This window comes from Streptomyces sp. NPDC003035, from assembly GCF_042888285.1.
Taxonomy (GTDB): Bacteria; Actinomycetota; Actinomycetes; order Streptomycetales; family Streptomycetaceae; genus Streptomyces.
This window is the reverse complement of record NZ_JBIAPJ010000005.1, coordinates 383,745-408,875: the sequence shown is the minus strand read 5'-3', so window position 1 is coordinate 408,875 and position 25,131 is coordinate 383,745. Positions and strand designations below refer to the sequence as shown.

At 73.1% G+C, this 25,131-nt stretch carries 22 protein-coding genes and 1 pseudogene; 16 read left to right on the top strand and 7 right to left on the bottom strand.

The window, feature by feature from the left end; all coding sequences use genetic code 11:
- Positions 1 to 3: 3 nt before the first annotated feature.
- A pseudogene (locus ACFYV5_RS18590) lies at positions 4 to 333 on the top strand (ABC transporter permease); the annotation flags it as partial.
- Between the two features lie 84 nt (positions 334 to 417).
- Here the strand turns inward: ACFYV5_RS18590 and serC are convergent.
- Complete coding sequence (gene serC, locus ACFYV5_RS18585; protein ID WP_355104685.1) at positions 418 to 1,536, bottom strand: phosphoserine transaminase; 1,119 nt, start codon at positions 1,534 to 1,536, stop codon at positions 418 to 420.
- Between the two features lie 51 nt (positions 1,537 to 1,587).
- Between serC and ACFYV5_RS18580 the strand changes: the two genes are divergently transcribed.
- Positions 1,588 to 4,317, top strand: a complete 2,730-nt coding sequence (locus ACFYV5_RS18580) for an FAD-binding and (Fe-S)-binding domain-containing protein (RefSeq protein WP_389169414.1) — start codon at positions 1,588 to 1,590, stop codon at positions 4,315 to 4,317.
- A 31-nt stretch (positions 4,318 to 4,348) separates the two neighbouring features.
- On the opposite strand, the gene ACFYV5_RS18575 is transcribed toward ACFYV5_RS18580, so the two are convergent.
- The gene (locus ACFYV5_RS18575; RefSeq protein WP_389169411.1) at positions 4,349 to 5,305 is read right to left on the bottom strand and encodes a GlxA family transcriptional regulator; all 957 of its coding nucleotides are present in this window, start codon (positions 5,303 to 5,305) and stop codon (positions 4,349 to 4,351) included.
- Between the two features lie 90 nt (positions 5,306 to 5,395).
- Here ACFYV5_RS18575 and ACFYV5_RS18570 point away from each other — a divergent pair, with 90 nt between their 5' ends.
- The gene (locus tag ACFYV5_RS18570) at positions 5,396 to 5,989 is read left to right on the top strand and encodes an MBL fold metallo-hydrolase (RefSeq protein ID WP_355104691.1); all 594 of its coding nucleotides are present in this window, start codon (positions 5,396 to 5,398) and stop codon (positions 5,987 to 5,989) included.
- Positions 5,990 to 6,044: 55 nt separating this feature from the next.
- Here ACFYV5_RS18570 and ACFYV5_RS18565 read toward each other — a convergent pair whose 3' ends face one another.
- Positions 6,045 to 6,272 (bottom strand): LysR family transcriptional regulator, encoded by a 228-nt coding sequence (locus ACFYV5_RS18565; protein ID WP_389169408.1) that lies wholly within the window; start codon positions 6,270 to 6,272, stop codon positions 6,045 to 6,047.
- 52 nt (positions 6,273 to 6,324) lie between these two features.
- On the opposite strand from ACFYV5_RS18565, the gene ACFYV5_RS18560 reads away from it, so the two are divergent.
- The 11 genes from ACFYV5_RS18560 (at position 6,325) to ACFYV5_RS18510 (ending at position 19,039) form a co-directional block, all read left to right on the top strand.
- The gene (locus ACFYV5_RS18560; RefSeq protein WP_389169405.1) at positions 6,325 to 7,266 is read left to right on the top strand and encodes a DMT family transporter; all 942 of its coding nucleotides are present in this window, start codon (positions 6,325 to 6,327) and stop codon (positions 7,264 to 7,266) included.
- An 86-nt stretch (positions 7,267 to 7,352) separates the two neighbouring features.
- The gene (locus ACFYV5_RS18555; RefSeq protein ID WP_389169403.1) at positions 7,353 to 7,553 is read left to right on the top strand and encodes a DUF1272 domain-containing protein; all 201 of its coding nucleotides are present in this window, start codon (positions 7,353 to 7,355) and stop codon (positions 7,551 to 7,553) included.
- 79 nt (positions 7,554 to 7,632) lie between these two features.
- The gene (locus ACFYV5_RS18550) at positions 7,633 to 8,421 is read left to right on the top strand and encodes a TIGR03084 family metal-binding protein (protein ID WP_389169401.1); all 789 of its coding nucleotides are present in this window, start codon (positions 7,633 to 7,635) and stop codon (positions 8,419 to 8,421) included.
- A complete protein-coding gene (locus ACFYV5_RS18545; protein WP_389169399.1) occupies positions 8,421 to 10,118 on the top strand; it encodes an acyclic terpene utilization AtuA family protein in 1,698 nt (565 codons plus the stop codon). The genes ACFYV5_RS18550 and ACFYV5_RS18545 overlap by 1 nt, the downstream gene beginning before the upstream one ends.
- Entirely contained in the window at positions 10,115 to 11,716 is a 1,602-nt protein-coding gene (locus ACFYV5_RS18540; RefSeq protein ID WP_389169397.1) for an acyl-CoA carboxylase subunit beta, read from the top strand. The genes ACFYV5_RS18545 and ACFYV5_RS18540 overlap by 4 nt, the downstream gene beginning before the upstream one ends.
- 6 nt (positions 11,717 to 11,722) lie before the next feature.
- On the top strand, positions 11,723 to 13,714 hold the full coding sequence (locus ACFYV5_RS18535) for an acetyl/propionyl/methylcrotonyl-CoA carboxylase subunit alpha (protein WP_389169395.1): 1,992 nt from the start codon (positions 11,723 to 11,725) through the stop codon (positions 13,712 to 13,714).
- Positions 13,711 to 14,838 (top strand): acyl-CoA dehydrogenase family protein, encoded by a 1,128-nt coding sequence (locus tag ACFYV5_RS18530; protein WP_389169393.1) that lies wholly within the window; start codon positions 13,711 to 13,713, stop codon positions 14,836 to 14,838. Before ACFYV5_RS18535 ends, ACFYV5_RS18530 begins: the two co-directional genes overlap by 4 nt.
- A gap of 47 nt (positions 14,839 to 14,885) precedes the next feature.
- A complete protein-coding gene (locus ACFYV5_RS18525; RefSeq protein WP_389169391.1) occupies positions 14,886 to 16,454 on the top strand; it encodes a 4-coumarate--CoA ligase family protein in 1,569 nt (522 codons plus the stop codon).
- A gap of 42 nt (positions 16,455 to 16,496) precedes the next feature.
- Positions 16,497 to 17,204, top strand: coding sequence for an enoyl-CoA hydratase family protein (locus ACFYV5_RS18520; RefSeq protein WP_389169389.1), 708 nt, complete (start codon positions 16,497 to 16,499; stop codon positions 17,202 to 17,204).
- Positions 17,192 to 17,806 carry a TetR/AcrR family transcriptional regulator gene (locus ACFYV5_RS18515; protein WP_389169387.1) on the top strand — a complete coding sequence of 205 codons (615 nt, stop codon included), beginning with the start codon at positions 17,192 to 17,194 and terminating at the stop codon, positions 17,804 to 17,806. The genes ACFYV5_RS18520 and ACFYV5_RS18515 overlap by 13 nt, the downstream gene beginning before the upstream one ends.
- 198 nt (positions 17,807 to 18,004) lie before the next feature.
- Positions 18,005 to 19,039 (top strand): isopenicillin N synthase family dioxygenase, encoded by a 1,035-nt coding sequence (locus ACFYV5_RS18510; RefSeq protein WP_389169385.1) that lies wholly within the window; start codon positions 18,005 to 18,007, stop codon positions 19,037 to 19,039.
- A gap of 49 nt (positions 19,040 to 19,088) precedes the next feature.
- Here ACFYV5_RS18510 and ACFYV5_RS18505 read toward each other — a convergent pair whose 3' ends face one another.
- Complete coding sequence (locus ACFYV5_RS18505) at positions 19,089 to 20,198, bottom strand: citrate synthase 2 (RefSeq protein ID WP_389169383.1); 1,110 nt, start codon at positions 20,196 to 20,198, stop codon at positions 19,089 to 19,091.
- 190 nt (positions 20,199 to 20,388) lie between these two features.
- Between ACFYV5_RS18505 and pdxH the strand changes: the two genes are divergently transcribed.
- Positions 20,389 to 21,051, top strand: coding sequence for a pyridoxamine 5'-phosphate oxidase (gene pdxH / locus ACFYV5_RS18500; RefSeq protein WP_389169381.1), 663 nt, complete (start codon positions 20,389 to 20,391; stop codon positions 21,049 to 21,051).
- Positions 21,052 to 21,277: 226 nt separating this feature from the next.
- Here pdxH and ACFYV5_RS18495 read toward each other — a convergent pair whose 3' ends face one another.
- Positions 21,278 to 22,297: an ArsR family transcriptional regulator gene (locus tag ACFYV5_RS18495; protein ID WP_389169379.1), complete on the bottom strand. Its 1,020-nt coding sequence runs from the start codon at positions 22,295 to 22,297 to the stop codon at positions 21,278 to 21,280.
- A 190-nt stretch (positions 22,298 to 22,487) separates the two neighbouring features.
- Between ACFYV5_RS18495 and ACFYV5_RS18490 the strand changes: the two genes are divergently transcribed.
- Positions 22,488 to 23,846 carry an MFS transporter gene (locus ACFYV5_RS18490; protein ID WP_389169378.1) on the top strand — a complete coding sequence of 453 codons (1,359 nt, stop codon included), beginning with the start codon at positions 22,488 to 22,490 and terminating at the stop codon, positions 23,844 to 23,846.
- Between the two features lie 172 nt (positions 23,847 to 24,018).
- On the opposite strand, the gene ACFYV5_RS18485 is transcribed toward ACFYV5_RS18490, so the two are convergent.
- A complete protein-coding gene (locus ACFYV5_RS18485; protein WP_389169376.1) occupies positions 24,019 to 24,180 on the bottom strand; it encodes a hypothetical protein in 162 nt (53 codons plus the stop codon).
- Positions 24,181 to 24,193: 13 nt separating this feature from the next.
- On the bottom strand, positions 24,194 to 24,883 hold the full coding sequence (locus ACFYV5_RS18480) for a hyaluronoglucosaminidase (RefSeq protein ID WP_389169374.1): 690 nt from the start codon (positions 24,881 to 24,883) through the stop codon (positions 24,194 to 24,196).
- Positions 24,884 to 25,131: the final 248 nt, after the last annotated feature.

Genomic DNA, 25,131 nt, shown 5'->3' with positions numbered 1-25,131 from the left:
GAAGCCCTGATCTGGGTGGGCGTGTGGTGTGGTCTCGTGCTTCCGAACGCCGAGGCGACGGGCGCGCTGTACGCCGTGATCTTTCCGCTCACGATGGTCTCCAGCGTGTACGTGGCGCCGAGCCTGATGCCCACCTGGCTGGCGCCGGTGGCCGCCTGGAACCCCGTCTCCTCGACGGTAGCCGCCGCCCGCGAACTCTTCGGGAACCCGGGCGCGGGCGGTGCCGGCTGGGTGGAGCAGCACGCGGTCCTGATGGCCTTCGTCTGGCCGCTGGCCATCACGGCGGTCTTCCTCCCGCTCGCGGTCCGCCGGTTCCAGCGGCTCAGCCGCTGACCTGCGGGTCTTTTCCCCGCGTCACGGCGAAGGGCCCGGCATCGACCATGTCCGATGCCGGGCCCTCACCTGTGCTTGCGAGCGTTACAGCTTCTCGATCACGTAGTCGACGCAGGCCGTCAGCGCCCGCACGTCCGCCGGGTCGATCGCCGGGAACATCGCGATCCGCAGCTGGTTGCGGCCCAGCTTGCGGTACGGCTCGGTGTCCACGATGCCGTTGGCGCGCAGCACCTTGGCGACCGCCGCCGCGTCGATGTCCTCGGAGAAGTCGATCGTGCCGATGACCTGCGAACGCTTCGCCGGGTCGGTGACGAACGGCGTCGCGTACTTGGACTCCTCGGCCCAGCCGTACAGCGCCTGGGAGGACTCCTTGGTCCGGGCCACGGCCCAGTCCAGACCACCCTGGCCGTTGATCCACTTCAGCTGCTCGTTGAGCAGGAAGAGCGTCGCGAGGGCGGGGGTGTTGTACGTCTGGTTCTTCAGCGAGTTGTCGATCGCCGTCGGCAGCGAGAAGAACTCCGGGATGTGCCGGCCCGACTCGTGGATCTTCTTCGCCCGCTCCAGGGCGGCCGGGGAGAAGGCCGCCAGCCACAGGCCGCCGTCGGCGGCGAAGGACTTCTGCGGGGCGAAGTAGTAGACGTCCGACTCGGTGATGTCGACCGGCAGGCCGCCCGCGCCGGAGGTCGCGTCGACGAGGACCAGCGCGCCCTCGTCGGCGCCCGCGACCCGCTTGACCGGGGCCGCGACACCCGTGGAGGTCTCGTTGTGGGTGAACGCGTAGACGTCGACGCCCGCCTCGGCCTGCGGCTCCGGGTGGGTGCCCGGGTCGGAGGAGATCACGGTCGGCTCGGCCAGCCAGGGGGCCAGCTTCGCGGCCTTCGCGAACTTGGAGGAGAACTCGCCGAAGTTCAGGTGCTGCGACTTCGACTCGATGAGCCCATGGGTCGCGATGTCCCAGAAGGCGGTGGAGCCGCCGTTGCCCAGGATCACCTCGTAGCCCTCGGGCAGCGAGAAGAGGTCACGCACTCCGGCACGTACCTCGCCGACCAGGTTCTTGACCGGGGCCTGGCGGTGGGACGTGCCGAGGAGGGAGGTGCCGGTGGCCGCCAGGGCGTCCAGCGCCTCCGTACGCACCTTGGAGGGGCCCGCGCCGAAACGGCCGTCGGCGGGCTTGATGTCAGCGGGAATCTGGATCTCAGCCACGAGGCGGAGCGTATCCGGTCGGAACGGTCGCGGGCGGCCGATGTCCGCCGGATGAGACGACAGGTGAGACATCCTGACCTCGTGCGAAAACACCACGAGCTGTCCGGGCTGGAGGCGGCACTGCGCGCGGCGGTGGCCGGAGACGTCGACTTCGGCGCCACGGCCAGGGCCCTGACGACGATGGACGCCTCCAACTACCGCCGGGTGCCGGTGGGTGTGGTGGCCCCGCGGGACGCCGCGGACGTGGCGGCGGCCCTGGAGGTGTGCCGCTCGTTCGGGGTACCGGTCGTCGCGCGCGGCGCCGGCACCTCGATCGCCGGTCAGGCCACCGGCACGGGCGTGGTGCTCGACTTCACCCGCCACATGCGCGCGATCGTGTCCGTGGACCACGAGGCACGGACGGCCGTCGTCCAGCCGGGCGCGGTCCTCGACCGGCTGCGGGACGCCGTACGCCCCTACGGGCTGACCTTCGGCCCCGACCCGTCCACGCACAGCCGCTGCACCCTCGGCGGGATGATCGGGAACAACGCGTGCGGGGCGCACTCGGTGGCCTGGGGCACGACCGCCGACAACGTGTCCTCGCTCGACGTCCTGACGTACGGAGGGGAGTCGCTCCGCCTCGGGCGGGACTGGCAGGGCGCGCCGGCGGGGCTGCGGGAGCTGGTGGGCTCGCGCCTGGCGCTCCTGCGGACCGGCTACCCGGAGGGGCTGCCGCGCCGGATCTCCGGCTACGCGCTCGACGCGCTTCTGCCGGAGCGGGGCGCGGACGTGGCCCGCTCGTACTGCGGCAGTGAGGGCACGCTCGGGGTCCTGACGGAGGCGACCGTACGGCTGGTGCCGCTGCCCTCCGCGCCGGTCCTCGCCGTCCTCGGGTACGCGGACGAGAGCGCGGCGGCCGACGCGGCGGCGGGGCTGCTGCCGCTCGGGCCGCTGACGGTGGAGGGGATGGCGGACGACCTCGTGCCCGGCCCCGAGCGGAAGCTGCTCCCCCGGGGCGGCGCGTGGCTCTTCGTCGAGACGGACGGTGAGGGCGCGGCGCGGGCGCTGGTCCGGGCGGCGGACGCGCTCGACGCGACCGTGGTGACGGACCTGGCCGAGCGGCGGGCGCTCTGGCGGATTCGCGAGGACGCGGCGGGCACGGCGACCCGGATGTCGGGGGGCGGCGAGGCATGGCCCGGCTGGGAGGACTGCGCGGTGCCGCCGGCGCGACTCGGCGCGTACCTGCGGGAGTTCCGCGCGCTGTTGGCGGAGTACGGCCTGCGGGGGACGCCGTACGGCCACTTCGGCGACGGCTGCATCCACGTCCGTATCGACTTCGATCTGTACACGGGGGAGGGGATCGGCCGCTTCCGGGAGTTCTCGGAGGCGGTGACGGAGCTGGTGGTCGCGCACGGGGGCTCGCTGTCGGGGGAGCACGGGGACGGGCAGGCGCGGGCGGAGCTGCTGCCGAAGATGTACGGCTCCGCGCTCGTCTCGCTGTTCGGCGAGGTCAAGGACGTCTGGGACCCGGACGGCGGACTGAACCCGGGGATGCTGGTTCGGCCGAGGCGGCTCGACGAGGGCCTGCGCTTCGCGGGGCTGCCCGTCGTCGTGCCCGAGGCCGCCCGCTGCGTCGGGGTCGCGAAGTGCCGGGTGGACGCGCCGAGCTCCGGTGCGGACGTGATGTGTCCGTCGTACCGCGCGACGGGGGAGGAGCGGCACTCGACGCGGGGCAGGGCGCGGCTGCTGCACGAGATGGCGCTCGGCGAGGTGATCACGGACGGCTGGCGCTCGGAGGAGGTCAGGGAGGCCCTCGACCTGTGCCTGTCGTGCAAGGGGTGCCGGAGCGACTGCCCGGTGGGCGTGGACATGGCCGCGTACAAGGCGGAGTTCCTCGACCGGCACTACGCGGGCCGGAGGCGGCCGTGGTCGCACGTGACGATGGGCCGGCTGCCGGAGTGGCTGCGCCTGTTCGGCCCCGCGCTCAACCTCGGGCGGGTGCTGCCCGCCCGTTTCGCGGGTGTCACTCCGGAGCGGGAGCTGCCGCGCGTCGCGTCCCGGACGTTCGTCTCCTGGTTCGGCACGCGCCTGGAGACGGCCTCCGACGTCCTGCTGTGGCCGGACACCTTCACCAACCATCTGGCCCCGCAGGTGGGCAGGTCGGCGGTACGGGTCCTGGAAGCGGCCGGGGTGCGGGTGGGGCTGCCGCCGGGCCGGGTGTGCTGCGGGCTCACGTACGTCTCCACCGGGCAGCTGGACCGGGCGCGGAAGGTGATGCGCAGGACGCTGGACGTCCTGGACGCGGTGGACGGACACCCGGTGGTCGTCCTCGAACCCTCCTGCGCCGCGACCTTGCGGACGGACCTGCCGGAGCTGCTCGCCGACGATCCGCGGGCGGCGCGGCTGGCCGCGTCCGTCCGCACCTTCGCCCAGGCCCTGGAGGAGTTCGCGCCGGCGTGGGAGCCGCCGCGCGTGGACCGCCCGGCCGTCGGCCAGACCCACTGCCACCAGCACGCGGTCCTCGGCGACGCCCCCGAACGCCGACTGCGCGAACGGGCCGGTCTCACGGGTGACCTGAGCGGCGGCTGCTGCGGTCTGGCGGGCAACTTCGGCTTCGAACCGGGCCACTACGAGGTGTCGGTGGCCTGCGCGGAGGACCGGCTGCTGCCGGCCGTCCGTGCGGCGGACGAGAACGCGGTCCTGCTGGCGGACGGCTTCTCCTGCCGCACCCAGCTCGACCACCTGACGGGCCGCCGCGCCCACCACCTGGCGGAGGTCCTCGCGGAGGCGCTGGTGGTCTAGGGGGTGTCCGGCCTGATCGGCAAGACACCCCCTAGGGAGTCCGGGTGAACGTGCGGCGGTAGGTCCGGGGTGGTACGCCGCGGCGGCGGACGAACTGTTCGCGCAGGACGGCCGCGCTGCCGTAGCCGACCAGGCGGGCGATCTCCTCGACGGGGAGGTCGGTCGTCTCCAGGAGCTCCTCCGCCCGGCCGAGCCGCAGGCCGAGGACCCAGGCGTGCGGAGTGGTCCCGGTCGCCGCGGCGAAGCGGCGGGCGAAGGAGCGGCGGCTCATCAGGGCGCGGCGGGCCAGCTCGGCGACGGGCAGCGGCTCGTGGAGGTGTGCGCGGGCCCAGGCGAGGACGCCGGCGAGCCGTTCGTCCTCGCCGTCCTCGGGGACGGGCGCGATGAGGTACTGGGCCTGTCCGCCGTCGCGGTGGGGCGGCAGGACGAGATCGCGGGCGACCCGGTTCGCGGCGGCCGCTCCGTACTCGCGGCGCAGCAGATGCAGGCAGAGGTCGAATCCGGCGGCGGCGCCCGCACCGGTGAGGATCCGGCCCTCGTCGACGTAGAGGGCGTCCGGTTCGACGGTGACGGACGGGTGGCGGCGCGCGAGCAGGTCGGCGAACCGCCAGTGGGTGGTGGCCCGCAGCCCGTCCAGCAGCCCGGCCGCGGCGAGCGCGAACGCCCCGACGCAGTGGGCCCCGACCAGGGCGCCGCGCGCGTGGGCGGTGCGGAGCGCGTCGAGCACAGGAGCGGGGGGCGGGGTGCGGAAGTCGACCCAGGGGAGGGCGAGGACGAGATCGGCGGCGGCGAGTCGGTCCAGCCCGTGGTCGACGGTGAGCGGCACGCCGAGGTCGGTGGGGACCTGGCCGGGGCGGTCGGCGCAGAGCGCGAAGTCGAAGCGGGGCAGGCCCTCGGGGGGAGCGCCGAAGACCTCGGCGACGAGCCCGACGGCGAGCATGCCGACGCGGGGCGGGGTGTAGGCGGCGACGTTCAGGAACGGCGGCATGCGGGGAGTCTGACACGTCTGGCAGAAAACCCGCGATGGGTGGCAGCACGGCCACTCGTCGGCGGTCCGCTCTGCGGAGAAGCTGAGGACATGACAGACCAGCCGCGCGGAAACACCGCCACCTACACCGTCCTGACCACCGGTTACACCCTCTCCACGGGCCCCGGGGTCGCCGCCACCGTCTCGTACGTCACCGACGGCGACCGGCACGTGATCGTCGACCCCGGCATGGTGGCGAGCCGTGACCGCATCCTCGGCCCGCTCGCCGCACTGGGCCTGGGCCCCGACGACATCACCGATGTGGTGCTGAGCCACCACCACCCGGACAACACCATGAACGTGGGCCTGTTCGGCCAGGCGCGCGTACACGACCACAAGGCGGAGTACCGCCACGACCAGTGGGACGACCGGGACGCGGAGGGCCATGAACTCACCCCGTCCCTGCGCCTGATCCGTACCCCGGGGCACAGCCCGGAGGACATCACGCTCCTCGCCGGCACCGCCGACGGAGTGGTCGCCTTCGTGGGCGACCTCTGGTGGCGCCCGGACGGCCCGACCGAGGACCCGGTCGCCCCGGACCGCGACGTCCACCGCGCCTCGCGCCTGCGGGTGCTGGCGGCGTCGGACGTGATCGTCCCGGGGCACGGGGCTCCGTTTCCGGCGGGCGGCGACGCACCGCTGTAGGGGGTGGGCGTGGCGCACCACCGCACGCCGTGCCGCTGTCGGCCCCCGCTGACGCTCACGCCTCGGGCGCCGACTCCTGGGCGATCTCCTTCGCCAGGGCCGCCGGCAGCGCCGTCGCCGGGTGGGGGGACGCGTCGCGCCAGGCCAGGAGGGTGGAGCGGTGCGTCTCCAGGGCGGCGAGCGTGCGGGAGACCGCGGGCTGGGTCAGGTGGAGCCGGGCGGCGGCCCCCCCGCCGTGCGCAGGCTCGTACGGTGGAAACCGAGGCCCGCTCGACGGGTGCACTATCCTGGACCGAAAGTCCAGGATGATGAACTGCGCGCAAGGGAGTGAGCCGGTGGACAGCCCGGTCAAGGACATCGCCGCCGTCTCGGTGCCGGAGGCGGCCGCCGCCACACCGGGTACCCCTGGGGCGCGCGCCACCCGAGCCACCCGTCTCGGCCCCGTCGCGCTCGTCGTCGCCGGTGGCCTGTCGGTCCAGTTCGGGTCCGCCGTCGCCGTCCTGCTCATGCCCCGCGCCGGCGCCCTCGGCGTCGTCACCCTGCGCCTCGTCCTCGCCGCCGCCGTCCTGCTGATCGTCTGCCGTCCCACGGTCCGCGGCTACGGCCGCGCCGACTGGGGCACCGTCCTCGCCTTCGGTGCCGCCATGGCGGGCATGAACATCCTCTTCTACCAGGCCGCGGACCGGATCCCGCTCGGCGCCGCCGTGACCCTTGAGGTCCTCGGTCCGCTGCTCCTCTCGGTGATCGCCTCCCGCCGCCTGATGAACCTGCTCTGGGCCGGGCTCGCCCTCGGCGGTGTCGTCCTGCTCAGTGGCGGCGGCTTCGACCGGCTGGATCCGGTGGGCGCGGCCTTCGCGCTCGCCGCCGGTGCCATGTGGGCGACGTACATCGTCTTCAGCGCCCGCACCGGCCGGCGCTTCCCGCAGGCGGACGGGCTCGCGCTCGCGATGGCGTTCGGCGCCGTGCTCAGCCTGCCGTTCGGCATCGTCGAGGCGGGCGACAAACTGCTCGTCCCGTCCACGATCGGCCTCGGCCTCGCCGTCGCGCTGATGTCCTCCGTCCTGCCGTACACCCTCGAACTCCTCGCCCTGCGCCGTCTCCCCGCCCCCACCTTCGCCATCCTCATGAGCCTGGAACCGGCCATCGCGGCGGCCGCCGGCTTCCTCGTCCTGAGCCAGGCCCTGGCTCTCACGGACGCACTCGCGATCGCCCTGGTCATCGCCGCGAGCATGGGTGCGGTCCGCACCCAGATGCGCAACGCGCCTCCACAGGGCTGACCCGGGAAAGGCTCCTGTCCCGATCCTGGTGATCTTCGGCCCGCGCGGGGGCTTTCCCGGGCCCGCCCAGCAGGCAGGATCGACGCATGGCCCTTGACATGCGCACCCTGTGCGAACGCTGCGAGATCACGACCCTGCCCGTCGACGCCGCCGCCCGCATCTGTACGTACGAGTGCACCTTCTGCGTGCCGTGCAGCGAGGCGATGGATGACGTCTGCCCCAACTGCGGCGGTGAGTTGGTTCCTCGGCCCCGCCGCGCCGTCCCGGTGGAGGAGACGTCCAAGTAATCAAGCAAGCACGCTTGATTGTTTCTGCTCCCGCTGCCATGCTCCTCGGCACACGCCCGTGTCCCGAGGGGAGCGCACCGTGTCCGACCCTGCCGTCGTCCTCGACGATCTGCGCAGCGAGAGCGAGGAAGTCGACCTTCTCGTACGGGAGTTGAGCGACGACGGGTGGGCTGCCCCCACCCCCGCGCCCGGCTGGACGATCGCCCACCAGATCGCCCATCTCGCCTGGACCGACCGGGCGGCCCTGCTCGCCGCCACCGACCCCGACGCCTTCGCCGCCGAGACCGAGAAGGCCCTCGCCGCGCCCGACCGCTTCGTCGACGAAGGGGCGGAGGAGGGCGCCGCGCTCCCGCCCGCCGAGCTGCTCGGACGGTGGCGGGTGGGCCGCGAGCGGCTGCAGTCGGCGCTGCGCACGGCCCCGCCCGGCGCCCGCTTCCCCTGGTACGGGCCACCCATGAGCGCCACCTCGATGGGCACCGCCCGGCTCATGGAGACCTGGGCGCACGGACAGGACGTCGCCGACGCCCTCGGGGTCGTCCGCGAGCCGACGGACCGGCTGCGGCACGTGGCCTGGATCGGCATCCGGGCCCGCGACTACGCCTATCTCGTCCGGGGGGCCACCCCGCCGGCCGAGCCCTTCCGGGTCGAGCTCACCGCCCCCGACGGCGAGGAGTGGCTCTACGGACCCCAGGACGCCACCCAGAGGATCAGCGGCCCCGCGCTCGACTTCTGCCTCCTCGTCACCCAGCGCGTCCACCGCGACGACACCGCCCTCGCGGCGGAAGGGGCGGACGCCGCGCACTGGCTCACCATCGCCCAGGCCTTCGCCGGACCCGCCGGTCCCGGCCGCGCGCCCCGGGGGGCCTGATGGTCCTCCGCATCGGCAACGCCTCCGGCTTCTACGGCGACCGCTTCGACGCCGTCCGCGAGATGCTCACCGGTGGCGGCCCCGACGGACCACTCGACGTCCTCACCGGCGACTACCTCGCCGAACTGACCATGCTCATCCTCGGCCGCGACCTGCTGAAGGACCCCCACGCCGGATACGCCAAGACCTTCCTGCGCCAGATGGAGGAAGGACTCGGCCTCGCCCACGAGCGCGGCGTCCGCATCGTCACCAACGCCGGCGGCCTCAACCCCGCCGGCCTCGCGGACGCCCTGCGCGCGCTCGCGGACAGGCTCGGGATCCCGGTACGGATCGGACACGTCGAGGGCGACCGGCTGCCTCCCGAGGACGGGACGCTCACCGCCAACGCCTACCTCGGCGGCGCCGGCATCGCCGCCTGTCTCGCCGCCGGCGCCGATGTCGTCGTCACCGGCCGCGTCACCGACGCCGCCCTCGTCACCGGCCCCGCGCAGTGGCACTTCGGCTGGGCCCCGGACGCGTACGACCGGCTCGCGGGCGCCGTCGTCGCCGGGCACGTCCTGGAGTGCGGCACCCAGGCCACCGGCGGCAACTACGCCTTCTTCACGGAGCACGACCCGAAGGCGCTGCGCCGCCCCGGATTCCCGCTCGCCGAGATCCACGCCGACGGCACCTGCGTCATCACCAAGCACCCCGGCACGGGCGGTGTCGTCGACCTCGGCACGGTCACCGCCCAGCTCCTGTACGAGACGTCCGGCGCGCGATACGCCGGGCCCGACGTGACCGCCCGGCTCGACACCGTACGGCTCACCCAGGAGGGTCCCGACCGGGTGCGGATCGACGGCGTACGGGGTGAGGCCCCGCCGCCCACCCTCAAGGCGGGGCTCACCAGGATCGGCGGCTTCCGCAACGAGGTCGTCCTCGTCCTCACCGGTCTGGACATCGAGGCCAAGGCCCAGCTCGTCAAGGACCAGATCGAGGACGCCTTCGAGCGTTCCGCCTCCTGCCCCGCCGACGTCCGCTGGGAGCTCGCCCGCACCGACCGCCCGGACGCCACGACCGAGGAGACGGCGAGCGCGCTGCTCCGCCTCGTCGTCCGCGATCCCGCCCCCGAGCCCGTGGGCCGCGCCCTCAGCGGCGCCGCGATCGAACTCGCCCTCGCGAGCTACCCCGGATTCCATGTGACCGCCCCGCCCGGTAAGGGCGCGCCCTACGGCGTCTTCGAGGCCCGGCACGTCCCGGCCGCCGACGTCCCGCACACGGCCGTCCTGCCCGACGGGAGCCGCGTCCCCGTCCCCGTACCCGCGCACACGCGGGAACTGGAACCGGTCGACGCACCCCCGCTGCCCGCGCCCCTGCCGGACGGTCCGACGCGACGCGCGCCCCTCGGCCGGGTCGCCGGGGCCCGCAGCGGGGACAAGGGAGGCGACGCGAACATCGGCGTCTGGGTCCGCACGGACGAGGCGTGGCGCTGGCTGGTGCACACCCTCACCGTCGAGAAGGTCGGGCGGCTCCTGCCGGAGACCGCCGGCCTGGACGTCGTACGGCACGTCCTGCCGAACCTGCGCGCGGTGAACTTCGTCGTCACCGGCCTCCTCGGCGACGGCGTCGCCTCCCAGGCCCGCTTCGACCCCCAGGCCAAGGCCCTCGGCGAGTGGCTCCGCGCCCGCGAACTCGACGTACCGGAGGAACTGCTGTGACCGTCCTCGCCTCCGCCCTCGACACGGGCGGACCCGACTACAAGGTCAACCGCTCCGCCATGCTCGACAAGCTCACCGCCCTCGACGCCGAGCACGCCAAGGCGCTCGCGGGCGGCGGCGAGAAGTACGTCGCGCGGCACCGGGGGCGCGGAAAGCTCCTCGCCCGCGAGCGGATCGAGCTGCTGGTCGACCCCGACACGCCCTTCCTGGAACTGTCGCCGCTCGCGGCCTGGGGCAGCGACTATCCGGTGGGCGCGTCGATCGTGACCGGCATCGGGGTGGTGGAGGGCGTCGAGTGCCTGATCACCGCCAACGACCCGACGGTTCGGGGCGGGGCCTCCAACCCGTGGACGCTGAAGAAGGCCCTGCGGGCCAACGAGATCGCGTACGCCAACCGGCTTCCGTGCATCGCGCTCGTCGAGTCCGGCGGCGCCGATCTGCCCTCCCAGAAGGAGATCTTCATCCCCGGCGGGGCGCTGTTCCGCGACATCACCCGGCTGTCGGCCGCCGGGATCCCGACGATCGCGGTCGTCTTCGGCAACTCGACGGCCGGCGGGGCGTACGTCCCCGGCATGTCGGACCACACCGTGATGATCAAGGAGCGGTCGAAGGTCTTCCTCGGCGGCCCGCCGCTGGTGAAGATGGCGACGGGGGAGGAGAGCGACGACGAGTCGCTGGGCGGCGCCGAGATGCACGCCCGCGTCTCCGGTCTCGCCGACCACTATGCCGTGGACGAGGTCGACGCGCTGCGGCAGGCGCGCCGGATCGTCGCCCGCCTCAACCACCGCAAGGCGCACCCGGATCCGGCGGGTCTCGTGGAGCCTCCGAAGTACGACGAGGAGGAGCTGCTCGGGATCGCGCCGGGGGACCTGAAGACCCCCTTCGACCCGCGCGAGGTGATCGCCCGGGTCGTGGACGGCTCGGACTTCGACGAGTTCAAGCCGCTGTACGGGCCGAGTCTGGTGACCGGCTGGGCCACGCTGCACGGCTATCCGGTCGGCATCCTCGCCAACGCCCAGGGTGTGCTGTTCAGCGCGGAGTCGCAGAAGGCCGCGCAGTTCATCCAGCTCGCCAACCAGCGCGACATCCCGCTGGTCTTCCTGCACAACACCACCGGCTACATGGTCGGCAAGGAGTACGAGCAGGGCGGGATCATCAAGCACGGCGCGATGATGATCAACGCGGTCGCGAACTCGAAGGTCCCGCACCTGTCCGTCCTCATGGGAGCGTCGTACGGCGCCGGGCACTACGGCATGTGCGGCCGGGCCTACGACCCGCGCTTCCTCTTCGCCTGGCCGAGTGCCAAGTCGGCCGTCATGGGGCCACAGCAGCTGGCCGGTGTGCTGTCGATCGTGGCGCGCGCTTCGGCGGCGGCGAAGGGGCAGCGTTACGACGATGAGGCGGACGCGGGGCTGCGCGCGATGGTCGAGGCGCAGATCGAGTCGGAGTCGCTGCCGATGTTCCTGTCCGGGCGGCTGTACGACGACGGCGTCATCGACCCCCGCGACACGCGCACGGTCCTCGGGCTGTGTCTGTCCGCGATCCACACGGCACCGGTCGAGGGCGCGCGCGGCGGCTTCGGCGTCTTCCGAATGTGAGGCGTGATGATTCAGTCGGTTCTTGTCGCCAACCGGGGTGAGATCGCCTGCCGGGTGTTCCGTACGTGCCGTGAGCTGGGCATTGCGACCGTGGCGGTGTACTCGGACGCGGACGCCGCCGCCCTGCATGTACGGGAGGCCGACGCGGCGGTACGGCTGCCGGGAGCGACGCCCGCGGAGACGTATCTGCGCGGCGACCTGGTGGTGAAGGCGGCGCTGGCGGCGGGCGCGGACGCCGTGCACCCGGGATACGGCTTCCTGTCGGAGAACGCGGACTTCGCGCGGGCCGTGGAGGACGCGGGCCTGGTGTGGATCGGCCCGCCGCCCGGCGCGATCGAGGCGATGGCCTCCAAGACGCGGGCGAAGGAACTCCTCGGGATCGCCCCGCTGGTGGACGTCACCGAAGCCGACCTGCCGGTCCTGGTGAAGGCGGCGTCGGGCGGCGGCGGGCGCGGCATGCGGATCGTCCGCGACCTGGCCGCGCTCCCCGGGGAGCTGGCGGCCGCCTCGGCGGAGGCGGCGAGCGCGTTCGGCGACGGCGAGGTGTTCGTCGAGCCGTACGTGGAGAACGGCCGGCATGTGGAGGTGCAGGTCCTGGCCGACGGGCAGGGGACGGTGTGGGCGCTCGGCACCCGGGACTGCTCGCTCCAGCGCCGCCACCAGAAGGTGATCGAGGAGGCCCCGGCGCCGGGCCTGCCGCCCGAGCTCGCGGACGAGCTGTACGAGAGGTCGGTCGCGGCGGCGAAGGCGGTCGGGTACGTCGGGGCGGGCACGGTCGAGTTCCTGGTCGCGGACGGCCGGGCGCACTTCCTGGAGATGAACACGCGGCTGCAGGTGGAGCATCCGGTGACGGAGGAGGTGTACGGGGTGGATCTGGTGGCGCTTCAGATCGCGGTGGCGGAGGGCGCGCGACTTCCCGCCGATCCGCCGACGCCGAGCGGTCACGCGATCGAGGCGCGTCTGTACGCGGAGGACCCGGCGGCGGGCTGGACCCCGCAGACGGGCGTGCTGCACGCGCTGGAGATCGCGGGCCGGGTCGGGGCGGGGGGCATGGAGCGGGCGCGCCCGCAAGGGCGCCGTTCCGTTGTGCCCACCCTCCCCCAGACTCCGTCCGGGGGGACCCCCATCGCCCCAGCGGAACGACTGCCCACAACAGTACGGGTGGATGCCGGCTATGCCTCCGGGGACTCCATCGGCGTGCACTACGACGCCATGCTCGCCAAAGTCGTCGTCCACGCACCCACCCGCGCCGAGGCCGTCCGCAAGCTCGCCCACGCCCTGGAGCGGGCCCGGATCCACGGGCCCGTCACCAACAGGGGCCTGTTGGTCGCCTCCCTTCGGCACCCCGACTTCCAGGACCCCGGGCGGCTCGACACCGGGTTCTACGAGCGGAACCTGGACGCGCTGACCCGCCCCCACGACGGCGAGGCGTACGCCGCCGTCGCCGCCGCGCTCGCGGAGGCCGAGGGACGTCGCGGGCGGTTCGGCGGCGGATGGCGCAACGTCCGCTCCCAGGACCAGGTCACGACGTACGGGGCGCACGAGGTCCGCTACCGGCCCACCCGCGACGGCGGCCACACCGTCACCGCCCCCGAAGGCGTCCGCCCCGTGAGCGTCACCCCCGACCGCGTACGGCTCGAAGTCGACGGAGTGGTACGGGACTTCGAGGTCGCCCGCCACGGCGACACCGTGTTCGTCGGCCCGCACCGGCTCACCGTCCGCCCCCGCTTCCCCGACCCCCGCGAGCAGACCGCCCCCGGCTCCCTGCTCGCGCCCATGCCCGGCACCGTCGTCCGCGTCGCCGAGGGCCTCGCGCCCGGTGCGCGCGTCACCGCCGGGCAGCCGCTTCTCTGGCTGGAGGCCATGAAGATGGAGCACCGCGTCACCGCTCCCGCCTCCGGCACGCTCACCGTGCTCCACGCCGCCCCCGGCCGCCAGGTCGAGGTCGGTGCCCTGCTCGCCGTCGTACAGACCGATGCACAGGAGGACCAGGCATGACCATCGAATCCGCCGAGCTCACCGCGCTCCGCGCCGCCGTCTCGGCCCTCGGCCACCGCCACGGGCCCGGCTTCGACCGGGCCGCCCTGTGGGCCGAGGCCGGCAAGCTCGGCTATCTGGGCGTGAACCTTCCCGAGGAGTACGGCGGCGGGGGCGGCGGCATGGCCGAACTCTCCATCGTCCTGGAGGAGGCGGGCGCGGCCGGGGCTCCGCTCCTGATGATGGTCGTCTCGCCGGCGATCTGCGGCACGGTCATCGCCCGCTTCGGCACCGACGCCCAGAAGGAGAAGTGGCTGCCCGGCCTCGCGGACGGCTCCCGCACGATGGCCTTCGGCATCACCGAGCCCGACGCCGGCTCCAACTCCCACCGCATCACCACCACCGCCACGAAGACCGAGGAGGGCTGGGTCCTCAACGGCCGCAAGGTCTTCGTCTCCGGCGTCGACATCGCCGACGCCACCCTCATCGTCGGCCGCACCTCGGACGCCCGCACGGGCACCCTCAAGGCCTGCCTCTTCATCGTCCCGCGCGACGCCCCCGGCTTCGGGCGCCGGCAGATCGACATGGAACTCGCCGCCGAGGAGAAGCAGTTCGAGCTGACCCTGGACGATGTCCACCTCCCGGCCGACGCCCTCGTCGGTGACGAGGACGCGGGTCTCCTCCAGCTCTTCGCCGGCCTCAACCCGGAGCGGATCATGACCGCCGCGTTCGCGATCGGCATGGGCCGTTACGCCCTCGCCAAGGCGGTGGCGTACGCCAAGGAGCGCCAGGTCTGGAAGTCCCCCATCGGCGCCCACCAGGCCATCGCCCACCCCCTCGCCCAGGCGCACATCGAGCTGGAGCTGGCCCGGCTGATGATGCGGAAGGCCGCCGCCCTGTACGACGCGGGCGACGACATCGGCGCGGGCGAGGCGGCCAACATGGCGAAGTACGCGGCCGCCGAGGCGTGCGTGAAGGCCGTCGACACCTCCGTCCACACCCTCGGCGGCAACGGCCTCACCCGCGAGTTCGGCCTCGCCCGGCTCATCACGGCCTCCCGCGTGGCCCGGATCGCCCCGGTCAGCCGCGAAATGATCCTCAACTACATATCGCACCAGTCCCTGGGTCTCCCCAAGTCGTACTGAGCCGCGCGATCCTGGCGCTCACCTTCCACCTCTCCAGGGGGCCACGCATGGTGTTCCACAGCGAGTACGAGCCCGTCCCGACCGTCTCCCTCCCCATCCACGAGGCCGTCCTCGGCCGGGCCGCCGAGTACGGCGACACCCCCGCCCTGATCGACGGGGCCGGCACGCTCTCCCTCACGTACGCGCAGGTCGACGCCTTCCACCGGCGGGTCGCCGCCGGGCTCGCCGAGGCCGGGGTGCGCAAGGGCGACGTGCTCGCCCTGCACAGCCCCAACACCGTGCTGTTCCCGATCGCGTTCTACGCCGCCACCCGGGCCGGGGCCTCCGTCACGACCGTCCATCCGCTCTCCACCCCGGAGGAGTTCGCCAAGCAGCTCCGCGACTCCTCCGCCCGCTGGATCGTCACCGTCTCCCCGCTGCTCGCGGCGGCCCGCGCGGCGGCCGAACTCGCCGGTGGCATCGAGGAGATATTCCTCTGCGACACGGGCGAGGACTGCCGCTCCCTCCAGTCCTTCCTGGCGTCCACCGCCCCCGAGCCGGCCGTGGACATCGACCCGGACGAGGACGTCGCCGCCCTGCCGTACTCCTCCGGCACCACCGGTGTCCCCAAGGGCGTGATGCTCACCCACACCTCGATCGCCACCAACCTCGCCCAGCTGGAGCCCTTCATCCCCATGGGCCCCGGCGACCGCATCCTCGCCGTCCTGCCCTTCTTCCACATCTACGGGCTCACCGCCCTGATGAACGCACCGCTGCGGCAGGGCGCCACCGTCGTCGTCCTGCCCCGCTTCGAGCTCGACCAGTTCCTCGCCGCCATCGAGAAGCACCGCATCAACGGCCTGTACGTGGCCCCGCCGATCGTCCTCGCGCTCGCCAAGCACCCGGCCGTCGCCGACCACGACCTGTCCTCCCTGGAGTACATCGTCAGCGCCGCCGCCCCGCTCGACGCCGCCCTCGCCGAGGCGTGCTCGGCCCGGCTGAAGCTGCCGCCGGTCCGCCAGGCGTACGGCATGACCGAGCTGTCCCCCGGCACGCACGTCGTCCCCCTCGACGCCGTGAACCCCCCGCCCGGCGCCGTCGGGAAGCTGCTGCCCTCCACCGAGATGCGGATCCTGTCCCTCGACGACCCGGCGCGGGACGCCGAGCCGGGCACGGAGGGCGAGGTCGCGATCCGCGGCCCGCAGGTCATGAAGGGCTACCTGGGCCGCCCCGACGCCACCGCCGCCATGATCGACGCCGACGGCTGGGTGCACACCGGCGACATCGGCCGGGTCGACGAGGACGGCTGGCTCTTCGTCGTCGACCGGGTCAAGGAACTCATCAAGTACAAGGGCTTCCAGGTCGCTCCGGCCGAGCTCGAAGCGCTGCTGCTGACCCACGAGGGGATCGCGGACGCGGCCGTGATCGGCGTGCAGGACGAGGACGGCGCCGAGATACCCAAGGCGTTCGTCGTCCGGCAGCCGAGCGCGGCGGACCTGAGCGCGGAGGACGTCATGGCGTACGTGGCCGGCAAGGTCGCCCCGTACAAGAAGATCCGGCGCGTGGAGTTCATCGACGGCGTGCCGCGGGCAGCGTCCGGGAAGATCCTGCGCCGTGAACTGAGGGACCGCGCGTGAACGAGCAGAGGGACCGCGAATGAACGAGCTGAGGGGCCGCGCATGAAGCTCGACCGTGGCATCGCCACCCTGACCCTGGACTCCCCGGAGAACCGCAACGCCCTCTCGGCGGCCCTGGTCGCCGAGCTGGCGGAGGCGCTGGCCGAGTGCGGACAGGACCCGGCCGTACGGGCGGTGGTCCTCACCCACACCGGTGCGACGTTCAGCGCCGGCGCGGACCTGAAGGCCCCGCCCAGCCCCTACGCCTTCGTGGCGCTGCTCCGGCAGATCGTGGCCCTGCCCAAGCCGGTGGTGGGGGTCGTGCGCGGCCATGTGCGGGCGGGCGGTCTGGGGCTGCTGGGGGCGTGCGACATCGTGGTGGCCTCGGAGGAGTCGGACTTCGCGCTGACGGAGGTACGGATCGGGGTGGCGCCCGCCGTCATCTCGCTCACGCTGCTGCCGAAGCTCGCGCAGCGGGCGGCGGAGCGGTACTACCTGACGGGGGAGCGGTTCGGGCTCGTGGAGGCGCTCGCGATGGGCCTGGTCACCGCGGGCGAGGACGCCCTCGACCCGATCCTCGACGGGCTGCGCGGGGGGTCGCCGCAGGGGCTGGCCGAGTCGAAGCGCCTGGTCACGGCTAAAGTCCTGGAGACCTTCGAGCGCGACGCGGAGGACCTGGTCCAGAGGTCGGCCTCGCTCTTCGCCTCCGCCGAGGCGCGCGAAGGGATGACGGCCTTCCTCGAACGACGGGACCCTGAATGGCGGCTCTGAACGGTCCGCGGGCTCTGAACGGCCCGAAGCAGGACAGGAGCCGCGCCACCCGGCAGCGGCTCCTGGAGGCGGCGGTGTCCTGCCTGGCCGAACACGGCTGGGCGGGCTCCACCGTCTCGGTGGTCGCCGAGCGCGCCGGGGTCTCGCGCGGCGCCGCCCAGCACCACTTCCCCACCCGGGAGGACCTGTTCACGGCGGCCGTGGAGTACGTCGCCGAGGAACGCTCCCAGGCCCTGCGGGCCCTCCCGGCCCGCGACCGTCACGAGGCCGTCGCGGCCCTGGTCGGCCTCTTCACGGGCCCGCTCTTCCGCGCGGCCCTCCACCTCTGGGTGGCCGCGGCCCACGAGCCGCAGCTCCACGCCCGGGTCACCGAACTGGAGGCCCGCGTCGGGCGCGAGTCCCACCGCATCGCGGTCGAGCTCCTCGCGGCGGACGAGTCCGTCTCCGGTGTACGGGAGACGGTGCAGGGACTGCTCGACATGGCCCGCGGCCTGGGCCTGGCCACCCTCCTGACCGACGACGGCACACGCCGCGAACGGGTCGTGGCCCAGTGGTCGAAGCTCCTGGACGAGGCGCTGGGCCAGGGGCGCGTTCCACGGTGACCCACGCCACACCCCTTCCGGGTGCCCCGCAGTACGCTGGGTCCATGCTTTCGCTCGTACGCCGTCGCCACGTGGACTTCCTCCGCGTCACGACCATGGGCTGTCGGCCCTCCGCCTGACACCGACGCCCACCCTCCCGGGCATCCGGCGGAGACCCCGCCCACCCGGGCCCCCGTACACCAGACGCGGACGCACACCATGACCTACAGCTCCCAGCTCCCCATCGTCGACCTCGCCGCCGCCGACCGCGGCCCCCAGGCCCGCCGGCTCCTCCACGCGCAGCTCCACTCCGCCGCCCACGACGTGGGCTTCTTCCAGCTCGTCGGGCACGGCGTCACCGAGGCCGAGATCCGGGCGCTCACCTCCGCCATGCGGGCCTTCTTCGCACTGCCCGAGGCCGACCGGCTCGCCCTCGACACCACCAACTCGCCGCACTTCCGCGGCTACACCCGTACCGGCGACGAACGCACCGGCGGCTCCCGGGACTGGCGCGACCAGCTCGACATCGGCGCCGAACGCCCCGCGCACGTCCCCCGTCCCGGCGAGGCGCCGTACTGGTGGCTCCAGGGACCGAACCAGTGGCCCGCCGCCCTCCCCGGGCTCCGCCTGGCCGCCCTGAACTGGATCGAGCGCCTGAGCGGGGTCGCCGAGCGGCTGCTGCACGAGCTGCTCGCCTCGATCGGCGCGCCCGCGGGCTTCTACGACGACGTCTTCGGCGACCGGGCCCACCCGCACCTCAAGCTGGTGCGCTACCCGGGAAGCGCCGGCGACGGGGACGACCAGGGCGTCGGCGCCCACAAGGACTACGGCTTCCTGACCCTGCTCCTGCAGGACCACGTCGGCGGCCTCCAGGTCCAGAGGGAGGACGGCGCCTTCCACGACGTACCGCCGCTGCCCGGCGCGTTCGTCGTCAACCTGGGCGAGCTCCTCGAAGTGGCGACGAACGGCTATCTGCTCGCCACCAAGCACCGGGTGGTCTCCCCGCCCGGGGCGACGGAGCGCTACTCCGTCCCGTTCTTCTACAACCCGCGGCTCGACGCCCGGATCGCCCCGCTGCCCTTCCCGTACGCCTCCACGGCGCCCGGGGTCACGGCCGACCCGGCGAACCCGCTGTTCGCCGAGTACGGCCGCAACGAACTCAAGGGCAAGCTGCGCGCCCACCCGCTGGCCGCGGCCCGCCACCACGCGGACCTGCTGCTCGCGGAGGAGCGCCAGCTCACCACGGCGGGCTGAGCCCACGGCGGGCTGAGCCCACAGCGGGCTGAGCCCACGGCGGGCTGAGTCAGCCCGCGTACGCCGCCAGGTCGGCGAAGCCCGCGATCTCCTGCGGGTCGCGCCGGCCCGGGCCGGTGTAGCGCGCCGAGGGCCGCACGAGGCGTCCCGTGCGCTTCTGCTCCAGGATGTGCGCCGACCAGCCGGCCGTACGGGCACAGCTGAACATCGACGTGAACATGTGCGCCGGGACCTCGGCGAAGTCGAGCACGATCGCCGCCCAGAACTCGACGTTCGTCGCCAGGACGCGGTCGGGACGGCGGTTGTGCAGCTCCTCCAGCGCGGCCTTCTCCAGCGCCTCCGCAACCTCGAAGCGCGGCGCCGCCAGCTCGCGCGCCGTACGGCGCAGGACGCGGGCGCGCGGGTCCTCGGCGCGGTAGACGCGGTGGCCGAAGCCCATCAGGCGCTCGCCCTGGTCCAGGGCCTTCTTCACGTAGCCGACCGCGTCGCCGGTCCGCTCGATCTCCTCGATCATGCCGAGGACGCGGGACGGGGCGCCGCCGTGCAGCGGCCCGGACATGGCGCCCACGGCGCCGGAGAGGGCCGCGGCCACGTCGGCGCCGGTCGAGGCGATGACGCGCGCGGTGAACGTGGAGGCGTTCATGCCGTGCTCGGCGGCCGAGGTCCAGTACGCGTCGACGGCCTTGACGTGCTTCGGGTCCGGCTCGCCGCGCCAGCGGATCATGAACCGCTCGACGACCGACTGCGCCTTGTCGATCTCGCTCTGCGGCACCATCGGCAGACCCTGGCCGCGCGCCGACTGGGCGACGTACGACAGCGCCATGACGGCGGCCCGGGCCAGGTCGTCGCGGGCCTGCTCGGCATCGATGTCGAGGAGCGGTTTGAGGCCCCACACCGGGGCGAGCATGGCGAGCGCGGACTGGACGTCGACGCGGATGTCACCGGAGTGCACCGGGATCGGGAACGGCTCGGCCGGCGGCAGACCGGGGTCGAACGCCCCGTCGACCAGCAGGCCCCACACGTTGCCGAACGAGACCTGACCGACCAGATCCTCGATGTCGACGCCGCGGTACCGAAGAGCGCCGCCCTCCTTGTCCGGTTCGGCGATCTCCGTTTCGAACGCGACGACTCCCTCGAGTCCGGGTACGAAGTCGGACATCAGGCGGCTCCTCTATCGATGATCAATCATCCGGTTGTTGGTCGGGAAGTAACAGTCATCCAGCGGAAGAGTCTGTACGGTTCCGATGATGCGGGGAAGCGTGACATCCGGCACACTCCGCCGATCCGGCGAGGAAGGGTTGGCGGCACGCTGTGCCGGGCAGACTAGGTCCCTGCGGCAGGATGGCCCTGTGACCGACGCTCTCGATCCCGCCGACATGCGCGAGCAGTACCGCACCAGGGAGCTGGTGGTGGCCGACCTCGCCCCCGAACCGATCGAACAGTTCACGCGCTGGTTCAAGGAGACCGCCACCAACCCGGCGATCCACGAGCCGAACGCGATGGTCGTCTCGACCGCGACCCCCGAGGGCCGCCCGTCCTCCCGCACGGTGCTCCTGAAGCACTACGACGAGGCCGGCTTCGTCTTCTACACCAACTACGGCTCCCGCAAGGGCGGCGAGCTGGCGGCCAATCCGTACGTCTCGCTGCTCTTCCCGTGGCACCCGCTGGCCCGCCAGGTCATCGTCACGGGCCGGGCGGCCCGCACGGGCCGGGATGAGACGGTCGCCTACTTCCGCACCCGCCCGCACGGCTCCCAGCTGGGCGCCTGGGCCAGCCACCAGTCCTCGGTGATCGCGTCGCGGGAGGAGCTCCTCGCCCGCTACGAGGAGCTGGCCGCGCGCTACCCGGAGAGCGAGGACCAGGTGCCCGTGCCCCCGGAGTGGGGCGGCTTCCGGGTCGTACCGGAGACGGTGGAGTTCTGGCAGGGCCACGAGAACCGGCTGCACGACCGGCTGCGGTACGTCCGGGTGGGGGACGGCGACGACTGGCGGGTGGAGCGGCTTTCGCCCTGAGGGCGGTGCCGGGAGACGCAGACGACCCGTGGGCCTGGTCCCGTCCGCTCGAGTTCGGACGAGAGCCGGCCGGACTTACCGGCGGCCCACGGGTCGGGTGACTGCGTGGTTTTCGGCAGGCGACCTGCCGAGGTGCACAGAGTGCGACGGCAGGCCGTTAGCCCGCAGTCACCTCACGAATCCGAAAAGAAACCATGTTCTCGGATCACCTCCTTTCAGCGTGTGCTCACAGCCTAGGAAGCCCGGGCGGGACGCTCAAGCTATTTTCCGGGTGGCCGCCGAGGAGTCGTTCGGCGAGCTCCGTGCGGAGATAGAGCACGCTCCGGCCGGCCCGGTGCGAGACGGTCAGACCGGCCGCGCGCAGAGCCGTGAGGTGGTGGGAGACGGTCGGCGTCGGCATGCCCGTGCGTTCGGCGAGCTCCGTGGTGGAGGCCGGGGCGCCCAGCTCCATCAGCAGCAGGGCCCGGGAGCGGCCGAGGACGCCCGCGACCGCCTCCGGCACCGGGACGCGGCCGCGCTCCCAGAGGGTGCCGATGCCCCGTGCCGGGTAGACAAGGCCCGGCTGGTTGGGTGGGGTGCTCTGGGAGAAGACCCCCGGCCACACGAACACCGAGGGGACCAGCACCAGGCCCTGCCCGCCGTTGAGGGCGCGGCTGGCCTCGTACCCGGGGTGGGCCACCCGCAGGATGCCGTTGTCCCAGCCGACCGACGGGTGCAGATCGGCGAAGAGTGCCTCGGTGCCGCCGCGGGCGATCAGGCGCCCGCGGCGCAGGATCTCGCCGTCCAGGAGGCGGACGATGCGCGGCCAGTGCGGCGCCAGCGCGGTCTCCCAGTAGGCGCGGATCTCGTCCGCGAGCCGGGCCAGACCGCGGGCCGGGGCCTCGTACAGCTCCGCGACCGCGCGGGGAAGCGGGGTGGAGATGCGGTCGAGGTCGGCCCGGACCGCCTCCGGCCCCGTCCGCAGCAGGCGGTCGATCTCGTCGTCCAGCGTCGGCTCGCCGGACTCCGGAACCGGCGTGAGGAAGTCCGGCACGTAGGCGGCCGGTACGGGCACCAGTGCGGCGAGGAGCGGGAACCGGACCCGGTCCCTGGCGAGCCGCTCGCCGGCGTCGCGGGCCCACGCCAGGTGCAGGGCGTGCCGGCCGGGGTCCTTCAGCGACTCGATGCTGGTGACGACCTCCCACAGCGGTGACCGGGCGAACCGTGAGCGGGCGAGGTCGCCGGCGGAGAACTCGAGCGTCAGCACGTTCCCTCCCCGTCCTCCGCGTGCCGCCCGTGGATTCGACCCAGATGAAATCTGTTGGCCCGCGTTCCTGACACCCACAGGCTGGTCGACAGATCGCCACCGTGCCCCGTCGGTCCACGCCCCATGCGACCGCGCCCCTCCCCGCCTGTGCGCCGCCCCGCGCGGCTCCGCCCGAAAGGCTTCCACACCCATGTCCGAAACAGCTGCCCCGGAACGCGAGGGCTTCCTGCAGCGCAGGCTCGCCCTGCCCGACATGCGCGGCAACCGGAAGATGGTCAACGCCGCCGTCATCGACAGCATCGGCTCCGGCCTCATCCTCGCCTTCATCCTCGTCTACTTCGCCAAGACCACCGACCTCTCGCTGCCCGCGATCGGCGGCGCGCTCACCCTGGCCCGGTTCCTGGCCGTGCCCACCGCGATGGTGGTGGGGCCGCTGATCGACCGCTGGGGGGCGCGGGTCGTCGCTCTGGTGGGCAACGTGATCTCGGCCGTCGGCTACGCCGGGTTCCTGCTCGCCGAGAACCTCTGGCAGATCGTCGTGGTGGCCTTCCTGACGCAGATGGGCGGGGCGGCGTACTGGACGTCCAGCAGCGGCTTGGTGGTGCTCGCCTCGACGCCGGAGCGGCGGCCGCGCTGGTTCGCGCTGCTGCACATGCTGCGGAACAGCGGCCTGGGGCTCGGCGGCGCGCTCGGCGCCCTGCTGGTCGGCTTCGACGGCACCACCGGGCTGAAGCTCCTGGTCGTCGCGAACGCGGCCAGCTATCTGGTCGCCGCGCTGCTGCTCGCACTGTGGCGGCCGCCGCTCGCCGCCGTCCAGGCCGCGGCGCGACAGAAGCAGGAGCGGAAGGAGCAGGAGGCCGCGGCGAAGCCCCAGGCCAAGGGTGGTTACGGGACCGTGCTGCGCGACAAGCGGTACATGCTGCTCGTCGGCATCAACATCAACTTCGTGTTCGCGGCGCTGGTGCTGAGCCTGCTGATCGCGGTGTTCGTGACCGAGGGCCTGGGGCAGGCGGCATGGATCGGCGGTGTCCTGCTCGTCCTCAACAGCGTGCAGGTCGCGGCGACCCAGACGCTCGTGAACCGGCGCCTCGAGCGGTACCGGCCGATCCGGGTGATCGCCGCCGGCAGCCTGATCAACGCCCTCGCGTTCGGCATCTTCGCGGCCCTCGGCCTCGCCCCCGCCTGGGTGGCGGTGGTCGGCCTGTTCGTCGCCATGGTCCTCTACAACTTCGCCGAGACCGCCGCGACCCCGTTCGCCGAGGACCTGTCGGTGTCCCTGGCCCCCGAGCACCTGCGCGGCCGCTACCTGGCCGTCTACCAGCTGTCCTGGACCTTCGGGCAGACGGTCGCCCCCCTGCTGCTGACCCTGCTGCTCGACATGGGCGCCGCGTGGCCGTGGGTGTTCCTGATGACGCTCGGCCTGCTGGCGGTGCCCGCGCTGCTGCTGCTCGAGCGGATGGTGGAGGCGGCCAAGCCGAAGCGGAACGACGGGGATGCGGGCGAGGGGAGGGACGAGGCGGACGCGCTCCAGCCCGCGCCGGCGGTGTGACGGGACGGCGCACGGGAAGGGGCGGGCCGGACACCTGGTGTCCGGCCCGCCCCTTCCTGGCTCCGGGCATGGCGTCGGTTCCGGCGGGACGGCCGTACGCGACTGAGGAGGGCCTCCGCCGTGTGGCGGGGGCCCTCTTTTCTCATGAGGCCGGCTTTCGGACCGGTCCCGCTCAGGCGGCCGGGTCCGTGTCGGGCTGCGTCTCCGGCGCTTCCAGCCGTGCCCTCAACTCGGCGTTCTCCGCCTCCAGGCGGGCGATGCGCTTGCGGGCGAAGTACAGCTCCATGACGGCGTCGTGGAACTCGGAGATCAGCTCCTCGGGAGTCAGTTGCACGCTCGTCCTCCCGTTACGCCGGCGCGACTTCGGTGACGGTGCCGTTGCCGCCCTGCCAGAACAGCTTGCCGTCCTGGGAGAAGAGGGAGCCGCCGCCGGCCGCGGCGGGCGCGTTGGTCGGTGCGGCGGGGACGTTGGCGAGCCGTACCGCGCCCTCGGCGAGGATGGCGGACGGGGCGTCGGCCGCCGCGACCACGTGGAGCTGAGACTGGGGCGTGGCGCCGCGGGCGATGCCGATGCCGGTCCGGCCCGTGCCCTTGACGACGAAATCCTCCACCCCCGGGTTGTTCCGCAGGACGATCAGGGCACCCTTGGTCGGACCCTCGGTTGCGGTGACGAAGATGCCCTGCGCGGCGGTCCCGGCGGTCTTGAGGTCGATCGAGAGACCGGAGGCCCCCGGGTCCGAGCCGTCGGCGTATCCCTTGTGGGAGATCTTCAGCGTGCCGCGCGAGGTCTCCACGCCGGTCAGGTACATGGCCGAGGTGGCCGGGTTGTCGGACGTGACGTTCAGCGCCGCGGTGTCCCCGGAAGGAGCCTTGTGGTTGATGGTGACGGTGTGCGCCGTCGTCGACGCCCCGTAGAACTGGGCCGGCGAGGTGTACAGGGTGTACTCGCCTTCGGCGGCCGCGGCCTCCGAACCGGTGGCGACGGTTACCGCGCCCGCGGTGAAGGCACCGAGGAACACTCTTCGTCCCACTGTCATGGGTGAACTCGCTTTCATTGTCGTCGGTTCGTGCCGCCGCAGCGGTGTGAAGACCATGTGATCATCCATCAGCAGCCGAGCACCAGGGAGTTCCGGACATGGCCGCGCCCCGGTCGTCGCATGTCCTCCACGACGCGGGCGGCCCGTGACTGTGAGAGGACGGTTCTGCGCCGGCGGTGTCACGGGACGGCGCACGGGAAGGGGCGGGCCGGACACCAGGTGTCCGGCCGCGCCCCTTGTCGTACGGC